Genomic DNA, 14541 nt, shown 5'->3' on the forward strand with positions numbered 1-14541 from the left:
GCGCGGTCCTGGCATCATCGCGCCTTCGTCCCCTCGACCAGGAAGCTCCATGGGCCAGCGTCTCCGCTTCTTCGCAATGGCGCTGGGCCTGCTGGCCGTGACGCCGCTGGCACTGGCCGAGCAGTTCAAGGTGCTGGTCTTCAGCAAGACCGCGGGCTGGCATCACGAGTCCATCCCGGCCGGCGTGGCGGCGATCCAGCGGCTCGGGCAGCTGCACGACTTCGGCGTGTGCTGGACCGAGGATGCGAACCGGGTGATGAACGACCAGGAACTGGCGAAGTACCAGGCCGTCGTCTTCCTCCTCACCACCGGCGACGTCCTGGACGCGGCGCAGCAGGCGGCCTTCGAGCGCTACATCCGCGCCGGCGGCGGCTTCGTGGGCGTGCACAGCGCCGCGGACACGGAACATGGCTGGCCCTGGTATGGGCGCCTGGTGGGGCGGATGTTCCAGGCGCATCCGGCCAACCAGACGGCGACGCTGGTGGTGCAGGACAGCAACTTCCCCGGCATGGACCGCTTCCCGCGGCGCTTCCTCTTCACCGAGGAGTGGTACCAGTTCGGGCCGCCCCGGTCGGAGGGCCTGAAGGTGCTGCTGACGGTGGACGAGCGGACCTACCAGCCCGCCACCGAATGGGGTGGCAAGCCGGTCGCGCCCATGGGCGCCAGCCACCCGATCAGCTGGTACCAGCAGGTCGACGGCGGGCGCAGCTTCTACACCGCCCTCGGCCACCTGCCCGCCTCCTACGGCGACGAGCGGTTCCAGCACCACCTGTTCGGCGGCATCTACTGGGCCGCCACCGGCAAGGGCTTCAGCGCCGAGTGAGCCGGTGACGCTGCCGCGCTCCCCTGAATCGGCGACGCGCGCGTCGTATCCGATGCAACCGGGCGTTGCGGGCGCGCGGCCCTTCGTGTCTGTCCTGTAAAGCACGTGGCCCGGCCGCCGCTTGCTGCCGCTTACGAATCGGCGCCTTCGGTTGCAGGGCGTGTGAGGGGCGCTCCGAATAATCCGCCGCCCTTGAGGCACCCCACATCCCCGGAGGACGGATTCCATGACGATCACTTCGACGCGCCCCGGTGGCGCTCCCCGCCTGCATCCGCTGGCCCTGTCGCTGGCGCTGGCCGGCGTGCTCGCCGGTTGCGGCGGCGGATCCTCCGACGACGCGTCGGTCCAGGAGGCGCGTCTGCCCGGAGGCGGCGCCACCTCCGGCGCCACCGCGGCGGCCGCCGGCGCGCAAGTGTGCTTCTACGAGCATGTGAACTATGCCGGCGCCAGCCTGTGCACCAGCACCAGCACCAGCTGGATCGGCGCGGCCTGGAACGACCGCATCTCGTCGATCCGCGTGCCGGCCGGCTACAAGGTCGAGCTCTTCGCCGACAGGGACCTGCGCGGCACCACCGTCACGCTGACGGCGGACAGCGCCAACCTGGTCGGTCTGGGCCTGAACGACGCGGTGTCCTCGATGCGCGTGACGCCGCCCGCGGCGCCGTCCAAGGTGACCCTGGCCTCGGTGCAGTTCGCGCAGTCGATGCTCTACGCCAGCGGTGACAGCCAGCTGGTGCTGGTCGCCAACAAGCCCACGCTGCTGAAGGTCAACGTGACCGCGCCGGCCGGCACCACCGCGCCAACCGGCGTCGTGCGCGTCGACAACACCGTCGACGGCAGCAGCCGCGACCTGCCGCTGGCAGCGCCGCGGCGCGGCCTGCCGACGACCGTGTCGGAGACGCAGTCCTTCGACGACGCCTACAGCGTCACCGTCCCGGCCGAGCTGGTGAAGAGCGGCCTGAAGGTCACGGTGACCGTGGCCGGCGCCGCGGCCCAGAGCTTCACGCCGCGGGTGGGCGGCGGCACGCCGATGCGCTTCATCCCGATCCCGGTGCGCATCGCCGGCACCACCGGCCAGCTGCCGGCCGACCAGACCGCGCACCTGCGCGCGCTGTTCCCGGTGTCGTCGGTGACGCTGCGCTCGCATCCGACCTTCGTGTCGTCCAAGGTGACCACGCTGCCGACCACGGACTCGGGCTGGAGCGATGCCTTCGGCAAGATCCTGGGCGAGCTCAACGACCTGCACCGCATCGAGGGCGCCGCGCGCCAGGACTACTACTTCGGCTTCATCCCCAAGCGCACCTGGGGCCTGGCGGGCCTGGGCTACATGCCCGGCAGCTCGGCCGTCGGCTTCGACATGCCGAGCGCACCGGACACCGTGCGCGACGTGGTGGCGCACGAGCTGGGCCACAACTTCTCGCTGCCGCACGCGGCCTGCGGCGGCGCGGGTTCGCCGGACCCCAACTATCCGTATCCGGACGCCAACCTGGGCAAGCCGGGCCGCTACGTCTGGAGCTACCTGTCGGACGTGAACGCGTTCTACGACCCGCGCCCGACCGACCGCCACGACATCATGAGCTACTGCGGCGGCACGGTGTTCTCGGACTACAACTACCGCCGCATGCAGACCTTCCTGACGCCGGCCGAAACGGCCGCTGCGCAGGTCAAGGGCACGGCCGCGGGCGCCGACGGCGACCGTCCGGTGGCGACGCAGGACGTGCTGCTGGTCAGCGGCAGCATCCGGGGCAAGCAGGTCGAGATCAACCCGGTCAAGACGCTGGTGGCCAGGCCCGACGCGAGCGGCGGCGCCTACCTGCTGCGCGTGCAGACGGCCGGCGGCCAGATCGTCGAGCAGCGCTTCACGCCGCAGTCGGTGGACCATGACGGCGAGCTGCTGCACTTTAGCGTGCTGGTGCCCAAGGTCGACAACATCGCCAGCATCAGCGTGCTGAGCGACGGCGCGACGCTGGCGCAGGCGCAGGCCCGGGTGAGCAACGCGCGCCAGAAGGCGCTGGCCACCGGCAGCAGCCGCGCGCAGGTGCAGGTCAAGGAAGCTGGCGGCAAGGCCACGCTGCGCTGGGATGCCGAGGCGACGCCCTTCCTGAGCGTGACCTGGACCGACGGCACCCGCCGCCTGAACCTGGCGCAGGACCTGCAGGGCGGCGAGGTGACGCTGGACACGCAGGAGCTGCCGACCGGCGGTCGCTTCGAGTTCATCGTGTCGGACGGCCTGAACGCGCAGCGCGTCGAGCTGTCGCGCTGAGCCCGGACCGAGCCAGAGGCCGGGGCCTTGGCGCCTGGCCTTCGGCCTCGACGTCGAGCTGAATGGACGCGCCGCCTGTCGGGAGATCGCGGCGCGTCTTGCATTGCGGCGGCAGGCCGTTATCGTCGAGCCCCATGACCTCATCCCCTTCCGATCGCGGGCCCGAGCGCCTCGCGGCCTGCTGTTGCGGCCAGCTCAGCGCGCGCGTCGTGGGCCAGCCGGTGCGGGTGTCCATCTGCCACTGCCTGGCCTGCCAGCGCCGCACCGGCAGCGTCTTCGGCCAGCAGGCGCGCTTCCGCCGCGAGGAGGTGACGGTGGCCGGCCGCTCGACCGAATACGTGCGCGTCGGCGACGAGGGAACGCGGGCCCGCTTCCACTTCTGTCCAGACTGCGGCTCGACGGTCTTCTACGAGCCCGAGGCGCTGCCGGACTTCATCGCGATTCCCGTCGGCGCCTTCGCCGATCCGACCTTCCCCGCGCCCACCGTGTCGGTCTACGAGGACCGCATGCACGCCTGGGTCGTGCCGCCGCCGGACGCGGAGCACTGGGGCTGAGCGCCGGGCCGGCGCCATCGCTTCCCCGCCGCGTCGCGTCATTCCAAGCACAGGAGCTTTCATGTTCGACCACGTCAAGTTCGGTGTCCGCGACTACGCCGCCAGCAAGGCCTTCTACCTGCAGGCGCTGGCGCCGATCGGCGTGTCGGTGGTCGGGGAGGGCGAGCCCTCCTACGGCGCGGAACTGAGCGCCGGCGGCGAGTCCTCGCTATGCCTGTTCGAGACCACCGAGACGCCGGCCCACCTGCACATCGCATTCGTGGCGCCGCGGCGCGAGCAGGTCGATGCGTTCCATCGCGCCGCCCTGGCCGCCGGCGGCCGGGACAACGGACCGCCCGGGCTGCGTCCGAAGTACCACCCGAACTACTACGCGGCCTTCGTCATCGATCCGGACGGGCACAACATCGAGATGGTCTGCCACGCTCCGGCGTGAGGTCGACTTGACGTCGGGGTGAGGCCGCCGTGAGGCGGTTCAGCGGCAGAAGCCCTCGTCCCAGGCGCGCGTGCCGTAGAGCACTGGCATCAAACGGCGAGGCCCGGAGGGATCGGCTGGATCGGCCGCCAGGCAGAACTTGGCCATGTAGCCCCGCGTGGGATCGGACCGGTCCGATGAGCGGATGTTCAGGTAGACCTGGTAGACCCGGCCGGGCTGCAGCATCGGTGCAGTCGCGGGCCGCGCGCTTGCGCCGTCCGGTGCCTGGCCGTAGGCGAAGCAGCTGGCCGACGACATCGTCTCCAGGCGCTGCGCATCCAGCAGTACCGACCAGACCTCGGCGACCGGGCTGACCGACACGTCACTGACCATCACCGCCTGCAAGCGGATCGTGGGCCCGCGCGCAGCCTCCTTGGCGCTGATCGTGAAGCAGGGCTGCCCCTCCTGAAGCCGCACTTCGGCGTCGCCTACCCGCGAGGTCGCGCAGGCCGTGCCGAGCGCGGCGCACAAGGCCAGCGCCAGCGTCGCGTCAAGGCAGGTTCGCGGTGTCGGACGGGTTGGTGAGGAAGGCATTCAGCACCTCTTCGAAAAGGGCCAGTTGTTGCGCGAACTGCGCCTGGCGCATCGCTTGCGGCGCGTTCAGGTGCTTGAGCGCGAAGTAGTCGGCCAGCAGGTCGCCCTGTGACTCCATGTTGTAGTCGCCCAGCTTGGCGCCAGCCTTGAGCTCGTAGTCGTAGCCCAACCCGATGCGGATGGCACCACGCAGCCGCACCGGGTAACCGAGTTGGTACTGCCAGACATGCACCATCTCGTGGATGAACCACTGCTTGGTGTAGACGTCGGTTGATGAGAAGTCTTCCTTGAAGTGCTTCTTGTTGAAATAGATCTCCCCGTTGGGCGTCATCGCCGTGTCGTCGGGCTGCAAGCCGAAGGGAAGGTACTCGTCGTTGTGGACCTTCACCCGGCTGTAGTCGATCGCGTCCTTGAAGAGCAGCCGCGCCATTGCGATCTCGCCGCTGGTGAGAGGGCGGACCCCGCCTTCTGGCGTGGCCAACGGCCGCAGCGGTGCTGGGACATTGACGGCCCGTGCTGGAGGGATGACCTCCCCGGCCAGCATCGTCCAGGAAGTGTCGAGACTCGTGCCGATACTGGCGTCCAGGCCGATCGGCCCGGGGCGCGGCGAGGGGCCGAGGCACCGTGTGCCGGGGTCGGACAGCATCTGGCGGACGTCCAGCCCAATCGGGCCCGGAGCAAGGGCACGTGCCATGGGAGCCTTTCAGCGAGGGATGCCGGTGGCATTCCCGGCGATCCGACGATGTTGCCCGCTCGCGGACGCCGCGGCAAATGACTCTCGGCCAATCGCACGCGCGCCCGCTGTGCGCTGCCGCACACAAGCCGCCATCGCGGGGGACCGATAACCGGCGCGCCTCGCTCGATATCCAAACTGGGATCGACAAAGCCGGCGCGCGGCAGTAAAAACCGGCGTTCATAAAACATTCAGGAGACAAAAATGTTTCATACAGGTTGGAGCCGGCGTGCCGCGCTCGTTCGCGCGGTGCTGATCGTCGGCGGTGCGACGCTGGGCCTGCTGGCCGGCGGCGCCCGCGCCGAGGACAAGGGCCTGGTCGGCATCGCGATGCCGACCAAGAGCTCGGCCCGCTGGATCGCCGATGGCGACAACATGGTCAAGGCCTTCCAGGCCAAGGGCTACAAGGTCGACCTGCAGTACGCCGAGGACGACATCCCCAACCAGCTCGCCCAGATCGAGAACCTGATCACCCGCAAGGTGAAGGTGCTGGTGATCGCGTCCATCGATGGCTCGGCGCTGTCGCCGGTGCTGCAGAAGGCGGCCGACCGCGGCATCAAGGTCGTCGCCTACGACCGGCTCATCAAGGGCACGAAGAACGTCGACTACTACGTCACCTTCGACAACTTCCAGGTCGGCGTGATGCAGGGCCAGAGCCTGATCGACAAGCTGGGCCTGGCCCAGGGCAAGGGACCGTTCAACATCGAGCTCTTCGGCGGCTCCCCCGACGACAACAACGCGGCCTTCTTCTACGACGGCGCGATGTCGGTGCTCAAGCCCTACATCGACAGCGGCAAGCTGGTCGTGCGCAGCAAGCAGCTGGGCATGGCCAAGGTCGGCACGCTGCGCTGGGATGCCGCCACCGCGCAGGCCCGCATGGACAACCTGCTGTCGGCCTTCTACGGCAAGGACAAGCTGCATGCCGTGCTGTCGCCGTATGACGGCATCAGCATCGGCATCCTGTCCTCGCTGAAGGGCGCCGGCTACTGCACCGCCAAGCAGCCGTGCCCGGTCGTTTCGGGCCAGGACGCGGAGCTGCCGTCGGTCAAGTCCATCCTCAAGCACGAGCAGGCCAGCACCGTCTTCAAGGACACACGCCAGCTGGCGCAGGCGGCGGCGACCGTCAGCGACGAGATGCTGGCCGGCAAGACGCCTGCCGCGGTCAACGACACCAAGACCTACAACAACGGCGTGAAGGTCGTGCCCAGCGTGCTGCTCAAGCCGGTCTCGGTCGACGCGGCCAACGTGAAGCCGGTGCTGGTCGACAGCGGCTACTACAAGGACACGCAACTGCGCTGAGCGGCGCGGTCATCGGTCCATGAACGCGACAACCCACGACAGCGCGGCTCCGGCCCCGCTGCTGGCGCTGCGCGGCATTACCAAGCGGTTCCCCGGCGTCGCGGCGCTGGAGGACGTGCGGTTGTCCGTGCGCGCCGGCGAGATCCATGCGCTCTGCGGCGAGAACGGCGCCGGCAAGTCGACGCTGATGAAGGTGGTGTCGGGCGTCTACCCGCACCCCGACCATGGCGGCGACTACGGCGGCGAGCTCTGCTTCGACGGCGAGGTGCGCCGCTTCGCCGGCATCGCCGACAGCGAGCGGCTGGGCATCATCATCATTCACCAGGAGCTGGCGCTGGTGCCGCAGCTCTCGATCGCGGAGAACCTGTTCCTCGGTCACGAGCCCGCGCGGCTGGGCGTCATCGACCGCATGGCGATGCACCAGCGCGCGGTCGAGCTGCTAGCGCGGGTGGGCCTGCGGGCCTCGCCGCAGACGCCGGTCGGCGAGCTCGGCGTCGGCCAGCAGCAGCTGGTGGAGATCGCCAAGGCGCTGGCCAAGGAAGTGCGGCTGCTCATCCTGGACGAGCCCACCGCCAGCCTCAACGACACCGACAGCGACGCGCTGCTGGACCTGCTGCTCGAGCTCAAGCGCCAGGGCATCGCGTCCATCCTGATCTCCCACAAGCTCAAGGAAGTGACGCGCGTCGCCGATGGCCTGACGGTGCTGCGCGACGGGCGTTCCATCCTCAGCCTGGACTGCGCCACCGACCCGATCTCCGAGGCGCGGATCATCCAGGCGATGGTCGGCCGCGACCTGTCCGAGCGCTACCCGCCGCGCACGCCGGCGATCGGCGAGTTGCTCTTCGAGCTGCGCGACTGGCGCGCGTTCCACCCGGTGCAGGCCGGGCGCGAGGTGGTCAAGGGCGTCGACCTGACGGTGCGCCGCGGCGAGATCGTCGGCATCGCCGGGCTGATGGGCGCGGGCCGGACCGAGCTCGCGATGAGCGTGTTCGGCCGCAGCTATGGCCGGCGCATCAGCGGCAGCGCCTGGATGGACGGCCGCGAGGTCGATGTGTCCACGGTGCCCAAGGCGATTGCCGCCGGCCTGGCCTACGTGACCGAGGACCGCAAGTCGCTGGGCCTGCTGCTGGAGGAGTCGGTCGCGGTCAACACCTCGCTGGCGCACCTGGGCGGCGTGTCGCGCGGCGGCGTGCTGGACCGGGCGCGCGAGCATCAGGTCGCGCAGGACTTCCGGCGCCAGCTCGGCACCCGCTGCGCGGGCGTGGACCAGCGCGTCGTGCACCTGTCCGGCGGCAACCAGCAGAAGGTGGTGTTGGCCAAGTGGCTGTTCGCCGGGCCGCGGCTGCTGATCCTGGATGAGCCGACGCGCGGCATCGACGTCGGCGCGAAGTACGAGATCTACAGCCTGATCGCCGGTCTGGCGGCGCGCGGCTGCGGCATCCTGCTGATCTCCTCGGAGATGCCGGAGCTGCTGGGCCTGTGCGACCGGCTGTATGTGATGAACGAGGGGCGCATGGTGGCGGAGTTCCCGGCCGCCGGCACGACCCAGGAAATGATCATGGGCGCCATCGTCGGCGCCGGAGAAGTCGCTCATGTCTGAACCGATCGCGGCGTCCGTGACGCCGCCGGCCGCCGCGTCCGCGGGCCTCGGCCAATTCCTCAAGCGCCATCTGCGCGATTACGGCATGTTGCTGTCGCTGGTGGCGATCATGGCGCTCTTCGAGGTGCTGACCGACGGCACGCTGCTGGAGCCGCTCAACCTCACCAACCTGGTCCTGCAGAACAGCTACATCGTCATCATGGCGCTGGGCATGCTGCTGGTGATCGTCACCGGCCACATCGACCTCTCGGTGGGCTCGGTATGCGGTTTCATCGGCGCGCTCGCGGCGGTGCTGATGGTGCAGTACGAATGGGCCGCGCTGCCCGCCGGCCTGGTCTGCCTGCTCGCGGGCGCGGTGATCGGCGGCGCGCAGGGCTGGTTCGTCGCCTACCTGGGCATCCCGTCCTTCATCGTGACGCTGGCCGGCATGCTGGTCTTCAAGGGCCTGGCGCTGGCGCTGCTGCAGGGCCAGTCGCTCGGTCCCTTCCCCGACAGCTTCCAGGCGCTGAGCGCCGGTTTCCTGCCCGAGCTCTTCGGGCAGGAGGATCCGCGTCCGACGACGCTGGGCCTGGGTCTGTTGCTGGCGGCGGTCTCGCTCACGGTCGCGTGGCGGCATCGCGCCGCGGCGGCGCGGCACGGCATGGAGACGGAGCCCGGGGTGGTCTTCTGGACGCGGCAGGGACTGCTGGTCGCCGCGATCGCCGCGATGAGCTGGCTGATGGCCTCCTACAAGGGGCTGCCGACGGTCATGGTGCTGATGGTCGTGCTGACCCTGGCCTATGACTTCATCGCCGGCCGCACCACGCTGGGCCGGCGCGTCTACGCGGTCGGTGGCAACGAGAAGGCGGCCCGCCTGTCGGGCGTGCGCACGCAGCGCATCGCCTTCCTGACCTTCGTGAACATGGGCGCGCTGGCGGCGCTGGCCGGCCTGGTCTTCGCCGCGCGGCTCAACACCGCCACGCCCAAGGCGGGCCTGGGCTTCGAGCTCGACGTCATCGCCGCCTGCTTCGTCGGCGGCGCCTCGGCCTCGGGCGGCGTGGGCAAGATCATGGGCGCCGTGATCGGCGCCTTCGTGATGGGCGTGATGAACAACGGCATGTCCATCCTGGGCGTCGGCATCGACTACCAGCAGGTCATCAAGGGCCTGGTGCTCCTGGCCGCCGTGTTCGTCGACGTCTACAACAAGCGCAAGTAGGGCCGGGCTTCAGCGCGCCGGGCCCGCGGCATCCGCGGTGATGGCGACATCGCGGAGGTGGCGGCTAGTGCACCGGGCCACTACCGCATTGCCTGCACCGCCTCCACCGCGTCCAGCACCGCCTCCGGCGTTGCAGGCGCCCGCAGCGGCGGGTCGCAGCGGGCCGGCCCGCAGGCGGCGACCGCGTCCTTGATCGCCAGCAGCACCGAGAAGGGCAGCAGCAGCGGCGGCTCGCCCACCGCCTTCGAGCGGTGGATGCTGTCCACCGCATTGGGCGCGTCGTACAGGGCGACGCGGAAGTCGCGCGGCATGTCGTTGGCGGTCGGGATCTTGTAGGTGCTGGGTGCGTGCGTCAGCAGCAGGCCGGAGCGCGGATGCCAGACCAGCTCCTCGCTGGTCAGCCAGCCCTGGCCCTGCACGAACGCGCCTTCCACCTGGCCGATGTCCAGCGCCGGGTTCAGCGACTGGCCGACGTCGTGCAGCACGTCCGCGCGCAGCACCCGCGTCTCGCCGGTCAGCGTGTCGACCAGCACCTCCGCCACCGCGGCGCCGAAGGCGTAGTAGTAGAACGGATGCCCCTGCAGCTTCGCGCGGTCCCAGTGCAGGCCGGGCGTCGCGTAGAAACCGTCGCTCCACAGCTGGATGCGCTCCAGGTAGGCCTGCGCCACCAGCGCCTTGAAGCCGATGGATCGCGCGCCCTCGGGACCGTGGCCCCGCACCTCGCCGCCGTCGAAGACCAGCGCGTCTTCGTCGCAGCCCAGCAGCCGCGCCGCCAGCGGCATCAGCCGCCGCTTGATCCTGCGGGCCGCGTCCTGCGCCGCCTTGCCGTTGAGGTCCGAGCCGGTGGACGCCGCCGTCGCCGAGGTGTTGGCGACCTTGCTGGTGTCGGTGGCGCTGGCCCGCACCTGCGCGGCGGGCACGCCCAGTTCGTGCGCCACCACCTGCGCGACCTTGGTGTTGAGCCCCTGGCCCATCTCGGTGCCGCCGTGGTTCACCAGCACCGAGCCGTCGGTGTAGACATGGACCAGCGCGCCCGCCTGGTTCAGGTGGACGACGTTGAACGAGATGCCGAACTTGACCGGCGTGAGCGCCAGGCCGCGCTTGAGCACCGGGCTGGCGGCGTTGAAGGCCGCGATCTCGGCGCGCCGCGCGGCGTAGCCGGAGGTCTCGATCAGGCGGTCGGTCAGCGGCTGGATCAGGTTGTCCTCGACGCGCTGGCCGTAGGGCGTGAGGTCCTGGCCGTCGCGGTAGAAGTTGCGTTGCCGCACCACGAGCGGATCCAGTCCCAGTCGCCGCGCGATGCCGTCCAGGATCATCTCGATCGCCAGCGCGCCCTGCGGGCCGCCGAAGCCGCGGAAGGCGGTGTTGCTCTGGGTGTTGGTCCGCGCGCAGTAGCCGTGCATCGCCACATGCGGCAGCCAGTAGGCGTTGTCGAAGTGGCACAGCGCGCGCGCCATCACCGGCGCGGACAGGTCGGCGCTGTGGCCGCAGTTGGAGATCAGGTCGATCTCGGCGCCGAGGATCCGGCCCTCGTCGTCGAAGCCGACCGACCAGCGGTAGTCGAAGCCGTGGCGACGGCCGGTGACGAGGAAGTCGTCGTCGCGGTCCACGCGCAGCTTGACCGGCCGACGCAGCCGCTGCGCCGCGATCGCGGCGACGCAGGCGAACAGCGCCGATTGCGATTCCTTGCCGCCGAAGCCGCCGCCCATGCGCCGGCACTGCACCGTCACCTGGTGCGCCTGCCAGCCCATCGCATGCGCCACCAGCTGCTGCATCTCCGACGGATGCTGCGTCGAGCAGTGGATCAGCAGCGCCTGGTTCTCCTGCGGCAGCGCGTAGCTGATCTGGCCCTCCAGGTAGAACTGCTCCTGGCCGCCGACGGCCCACTCGCCATCGAGCCGATGGGGCGACGCGGCCAGCGCGCCGGCCGCATCGCCGCGCGAGAGATGCATCGGCGGCAGCACGTACTGCCCGATGGCATGGGCCTCGCGCGCGGTCAGCACCGCCGGCAGCGGCGTGGCGACGATGGCCTGTTTCGCCAGGGCGGCCGCGCGGCGCGCGAGCTCGCGGTCGGTCGCGATGACCGCGTAGACCGGCTGGCCGACATAGCGCAGCTCGCCGTCGGCCAGGAGGGGGTCGTCATGGAGCAGCGGGCCGCAGTTGTTCTCGCCCGGGATGTCGGCGGCGGTCAGCACCGCCACCACGCCGGGCTGGCGCCGCAGCAGCTCGAGGTCGACCGACACCAGCGTCCCGTGCGCGATCGGCGACAGGCCCAGCGCCGCATGCAGCGTGCCGTGGGCTTCGGCGATGTCGTCGATGTAGACGGCCTCGCCGCTGACATGCAGGTGCGCAGCTTCATGCGCGCGGCTGATGCCGACCTGCGGTCGCGGCGCGGCGGCCAGGGCCTCGGCGCCGACGCCGGGCGGGAGTTCCAGCGGCTTGTTCATGCGACGCTCCGCTGCAGGTTGACCGCTTGCCAGACGCTGGCCGATCGGGCGTCGATGGGCGCGTTGGCGCGGGTTTCCAGCCAGAAGCGACGGACCAGGTTGGCGGCGGCGCGCTCGCGGTAGGCGGCGCTGGCACGCAGGTCGGTCATCGGGGTGAAGTCCTCGCGCAGCGCCTGAGCGGCGGCCAGCGCGGCGGCCTCGTCCCAGCTGCGGCCGTTGACGGCCGCCTCGGCCTTCGCCGCGCGCTTGACGATCGCGGCCATGCCGCCGAAAGCGAAGCGCGGCTCGCGCGCGACGCCGTCCTCCAGCCGCAGGCTCAGCACCGCGCAGACGGCGGAGATGTCGCTGTCATAACGCTTGGCGAGCTTGTAGCCGCGCAGCCGCGTGCCAGGCGCGGGGCGCGGGACCTCGATCGCCTCGACGAACTCGCCGGGCTGAAGCGCGTTCTTCATGTAGTCCAGATAGAAATCCTCAAGCGGCAGCGTGCGGGTGGCGCTGCCGCGGCGCAGCACCAGGCGAGCGCCCAGCGCGATCAACGCCGGCGCGCCGTCGCCGATCGGCGAGCCGTTGGCGATGTTGCCGCCCAGCGTGCCGGCATGGCGTACCGGTGGCGAGGCGAAGCGCAGCCACAGCTCGCGCAGCGCCGGCACCTGTGCGCTCAGCGCGGCCCAGGCGTCCTCCAGCGAGACCGCCGCGCCGATGCGCAAGCTGCTGTCGGCGCCGGCCTCGATGCGGCGCAGCGCGTCGACGCGGCCGGTCAGGATCACGTCGCCGAGCTCGCGCTGCTGCTTGTTGACCCACAGCCCGACATCGGTCGCGCCGGCGACCAGGCGCGCGGTGGGCAGGGCCTCGCGCAGCGCGGCGAAGTCCTCCAGCGAGTGCGGCGCGAAAACGCGCTGCGGCGTGCCGTCGCGCGCCGGGGCCTCGTACTGCAGCGGCGGATCCTCGCGCAGCGTCCGCAGCGCCGCGACCATCGGCGCGCGATCAAGGGTCCGCGCGGGCGCATCGAACATGCGTTCGCCCGCGTCCAGGATCGGCCGGTAGCCGGTGCAGCGGCACAGGTTGCCGGCCAGGTCGTCGGCCAGCGCCTGCCGGTCCGGACGCGTGCCCTGCGCCTGATGCCGCTCATAGATCGCCTGCATCGTCATCGCGAAGCCCGGCGTGCAGAAGCCGCATTGCGAGCCATGACAGTCGACCAGCGCCTGCTGCACCGGGTTGAGGTCGTCGCTCGCGCCCAGGTCCTCGACGGTCAGCAGCGCCTTGCCGTCGATCATCGGCAGGAACTGGATGCAGGCGTTGACATTGCGAAGCTCGACCGACTGCCCGTCCGCATCGAGCTCGCCGACCAGCACCGTGCAGGCGCCGCAGTCGCCCTCGGCGCAACCCTCCTTGGTGCCGGCGCAGCGGGCGTGCTCGCGCAGGTACTGCAGCACCGTGGTCGTGGGCGGCAGTCCGGTCACGGACTTCAGCTGGCCCTGGTGGAAGAAGCGGATCGGACGGGGTGCGGTCATGGACAGGGGCGGTGCGGGACGGACGCGGGCGGCCAAGCAAGAAGCAGGCACGGCTGGCGGGCGGATGCAATTACCCCGAACGGTACTCCTGTGGGCGTCCTATGGTTATACGATGCGCCGTATGGCTTCTATATGCGATTGACCATGTCGGAAGAGCTGAACTTCGACAAGATCGACCTCCTTCTGGTGCGGGTCCTGCATACCTTGATTTCCGAGCGCAGTGTGTCTCGGGCCGCGATGCGGCTCGGCAGCACGCAGCCCGCCTTGAGCGCGCAGCTGCGGCGCCTGCGCACCCTGACGGGCGATCCACTGCTGGTGCGTAGCGGCGCGGGCATGACGCCCACCGCGACGGCGCTGGAACTGCTTGCCCCCGCCGAGCGCCTGCTGCGCGAGGCCGACGAGCTCTTCGGCGCGCGGCTGCGCAAGTCCGGTTTCGATCCGGCCAGCGCCGAGCTGCGCTTCCGCGTCGCCGCCAGCGACTACCTCGACCCGCTGTTCCTGCCGCTGCTGGTGGCGCACCTGCAGCGCCACGCGCCCGGCGTGCAGCTCGATTTCCAGCCGCTGAATGCCGACTTCGACTACCGCGCCTCGCTGGCGCGCGGCGAGGTGGACCTGGTCATCGGCAACTGGCTGGAGCCGCCGGAGGAACTGCACCTGGGCCGGCTGCTGGTGGACGAGGTCGTCTGCCTGGTCAGCCAGGAGCATCCGGCCGCGCGCATGGCGCCGCGGGCCTGGACCCAGGAGCGCTACCTCGACTGCCAGCACCTGGCGCCGATGCCGCTGAGCCGCGGCCAGCCGGGCGTGATCGAGCAGCACCTGGCCTCGCTGGGCCTGGAGCGCCGCATCGCGGTGCGCTGCGCCCACTTTGGGCAGTTGCCGCAGATGGTGGCGCGCAGCTTGCTGGTGCTGACGACCGGGCGGCTGTTCTGCCACCGCTATCTCGATCACTTGCCGGTCACCGTGCTGCGATGCCCGGTGGCCTTCCCGCCGATGACCTATTACCAGCTGTGGCACGACGTCAGCCACAACAGCGCGCCGCTGCGCTGGCTGCGCGAGCAGGTGCGCGAAGTCGCGCGCGAGCTCGTGCCGTGAGCGGCGTGGCACCGCAGC

12 protein-coding genes are annotated in these 14541 nt (G+C 70.4%); 8 read left to right on the top strand and 4 right to left on the bottom strand.

The window, feature by feature from the left end:
- The first annotated feature begins 49 nt into the window (after window positions 1–49).
- From FHT37_RS24440 to FHT37_RS24455, 4 genes are all read left to right on the top strand, one after another.
- Window positions 50–823: a ThuA domain-containing protein gene (locus FHT37_RS24440; RefSeq protein WP_183485592.1), complete on the top strand. Its 774-nt coding sequence runs from the start codon at window positions 50–52 to the stop codon at window positions 821–823.
- Between the two features lie 226 nt (window positions 824–1049).
- A complete protein-coding gene (locus FHT37_RS24445; RefSeq protein ID WP_183485595.1) occupies window positions 1050–3086 on the top strand; it encodes a peptidase inhibitor family I36 protein in 2037 nt (678 codons plus the stop codon).
- 134 nt (window positions 3087–3220) lie between these two features.
- A complete protein-coding gene (locus FHT37_RS24450; RefSeq protein WP_183485598.1) occupies window positions 3221–3640 on the top strand; it encodes a GFA family protein in 420 nt (139 codons plus the stop codon).
- Between the two features lie 61 nt (window positions 3641–3701).
- The gene (locus tag FHT37_RS24455; protein ID WP_091722007.1) at window positions 3702–4073 is read left to right on the top strand and encodes a VOC family protein; all 372 of its coding nucleotides are present in this window, start codon (window positions 3702–3704) and stop codon (window positions 4071–4073) included.
- Between the two features lie 39 nt (window positions 4074–4112).
- Here the strand turns inward: FHT37_RS24455 and FHT37_RS24460 are convergent, their stop codons facing one another.
- A complete protein-coding gene (locus FHT37_RS24460; RefSeq protein ID WP_141225212.1) occupies window positions 4113–4646 on the bottom strand; it encodes a hypothetical protein in 534 nt (177 codons plus the stop codon).
- Window positions 4603–5076, bottom strand: a complete 474-nt coding sequence (locus FHT37_RS24465; RefSeq protein WP_091722014.1) for a Rhs element Vgr protein — start codon at window positions 5074–5076, stop codon at window positions 4603–4605. Before FHT37_RS24465 ends, FHT37_RS24460 begins: the two co-directional genes overlap by 44 nt.
- A 507-nt stretch (window positions 5077–5583) precedes the next feature.
- On the opposite strand from FHT37_RS24465, the gene chvE reads away from it, so the two are divergent.
- From chvE to mmsB, 3 genes are read left to right on the top strand one after another with little or no spacing between them, the layout of a single operon-like run.
- Window positions 5584–6678 carry a multiple monosaccharide ABC transporter substrate-binding protein gene (chvE, locus tag FHT37_RS24470; protein WP_183485601.1) on the top strand — a complete coding sequence of 365 codons (1095 nt, stop codon included), beginning with the start codon at window positions 5584–5586 and terminating at the stop codon, window positions 6676–6678.
- 19 nt (window positions 6679–6697) lie between these two features.
- Window positions 6698–8278, top strand: a complete 1581-nt coding sequence (locus FHT37_RS24475; protein ID WP_091722021.1) for a sugar ABC transporter ATP-binding protein — start codon at window positions 6698–6700, stop codon at window positions 8276–8278.
- Window positions 8271–9473, top strand: coding sequence for a multiple monosaccharide ABC transporter permease (mmsB, locus tag FHT37_RS24480; RefSeq protein ID WP_183485604.1), 1203 nt, complete (start codon window positions 8271–8273; stop codon window positions 9471–9473). The genes FHT37_RS24475 and mmsB overlap by 8 nt, the downstream gene beginning before the upstream one ends.
- Before the next feature lie 80 nt (window positions 9474–9553).
- Here the strand turns inward: mmsB and xdhB are convergent, their stop codons facing one another.
- Window positions 9554–11920 carry a xanthine dehydrogenase molybdopterin binding subunit gene (gene xdhB / locus FHT37_RS24485; RefSeq protein WP_183485607.1) on the bottom strand — a complete coding sequence of 789 codons (2367 nt, stop codon included), beginning with the start codon at window positions 11918–11920 and terminating at the stop codon, window positions 9554–9556.
- On the bottom strand, window positions 11917–13431 hold the full coding sequence (xdhA, locus tag FHT37_RS24490; protein WP_183485611.1) for a xanthine dehydrogenase small subunit: 1515 nt from the start codon (window positions 13429–13431) through the stop codon (window positions 11917–11919). Before xdhA ends, xdhB begins: the two co-directional genes overlap by 4 nt.
- Window positions 13432–13575: 144 nt before the next feature.
- Between xdhA and FHT37_RS24495 the strand changes: the two genes are divergently transcribed.
- Window positions 13576–14523 (top strand): LysR family transcriptional regulator, encoded by a 948-nt coding sequence (locus tag FHT37_RS24495; protein WP_183485613.1) that lies wholly within the window; start codon window positions 13576–13578, stop codon window positions 14521–14523.
- Window positions 14524–14541 lie beyond the last annotated feature (18 nt).

It is taken from the genome of Mitsuaria sp. BK037 (genome assembly GCF_014193045.1).
Lineage (GTDB): Bacteria > Pseudomonadota > Gammaproteobacteria > Burkholderiales > Burkholderiaceae_C > Roseateles.

Excerpts from the sequence above, each read along its gene's own strand:
- FHT37_RS24475 (WP_091722021.1), top strand. The coding sequence starts at position 6,698 with ATGAACGCGACAACCCACGACAGCGCGGCTCCGGCCCCGCTGCTGGCG.
- FHT37_RS24445 (WP_183485595.1), top strand. The coding sequence starts at position 1,050 with ATGACGATCACTTCGACGCGCCCCGGTGGCGCTCCCCGCCTGCATCCG.
- xdhB (WP_183485607.1), bottom strand. The coding sequence starts at position 11,920 with ATGAACAAGCCGCTGGAACTCCCGCCCGGCGTCGGCGCCGAGGCCCTG.
- FHT37_RS24465 (WP_091722014.1), bottom strand. The coding sequence starts at position 5,076 with ATGGCGCGGCTGCTCTTCAAGGACGCGATCGACTACAGCCGGGTGAAG.
- FHT37_RS24495 (WP_183485613.1), top strand. The coding sequence starts at position 13,576 with ATGTCGGAAGAGCTGAACTTCGACAAGATCGACCTCCTTCTGGTGCGG.
- mmsB (WP_183485604.1), top strand. The coding sequence starts at position 8,271 with ATGTCTGAACCGATCGCGGCGTCCGTGACGCCGCCGGCCGCCGCGTCC.
- FHT37_RS24460 (WP_141225212.1), bottom strand. The coding sequence starts at position 4,646 with ATGCCTTCCTCACCAACCCGTCCGACACCGCGAACCTGCCTTGACGCG.
- FHT37_RS24455 (WP_091722007.1), top strand. The coding sequence starts at position 3,702 with ATGTTCGACCACGTCAAGTTCGGTGTCCGCGACTACGCCGCCAGCAAG.
- FHT37_RS24440 (WP_183485592.1), top strand. The coding sequence starts at position 50 with ATGGGCCAGCGTCTCCGCTTCTTCGCAATGGCGCTGGGCCTGCTGGCC.
- chvE (WP_183485601.1), top strand. The coding sequence starts at position 5,584 with ATGTTTCATACAGGTTGGAGCCGGCGTGCCGCGCTCGTTCGCGCGGTG.
- FHT37_RS24450 (WP_183485598.1), top strand. The coding sequence starts at position 3,221 with ATGACCTCATCCCCTTCCGATCGCGGGCCCGAGCGCCTCGCGGCCTGC.
- xdhA (WP_183485611.1), bottom strand. The coding sequence starts at position 13,431 with ATGACCGCACCCCGTCCGATCCGCTTCTTCCACCAGGGCCAGCTGAAG.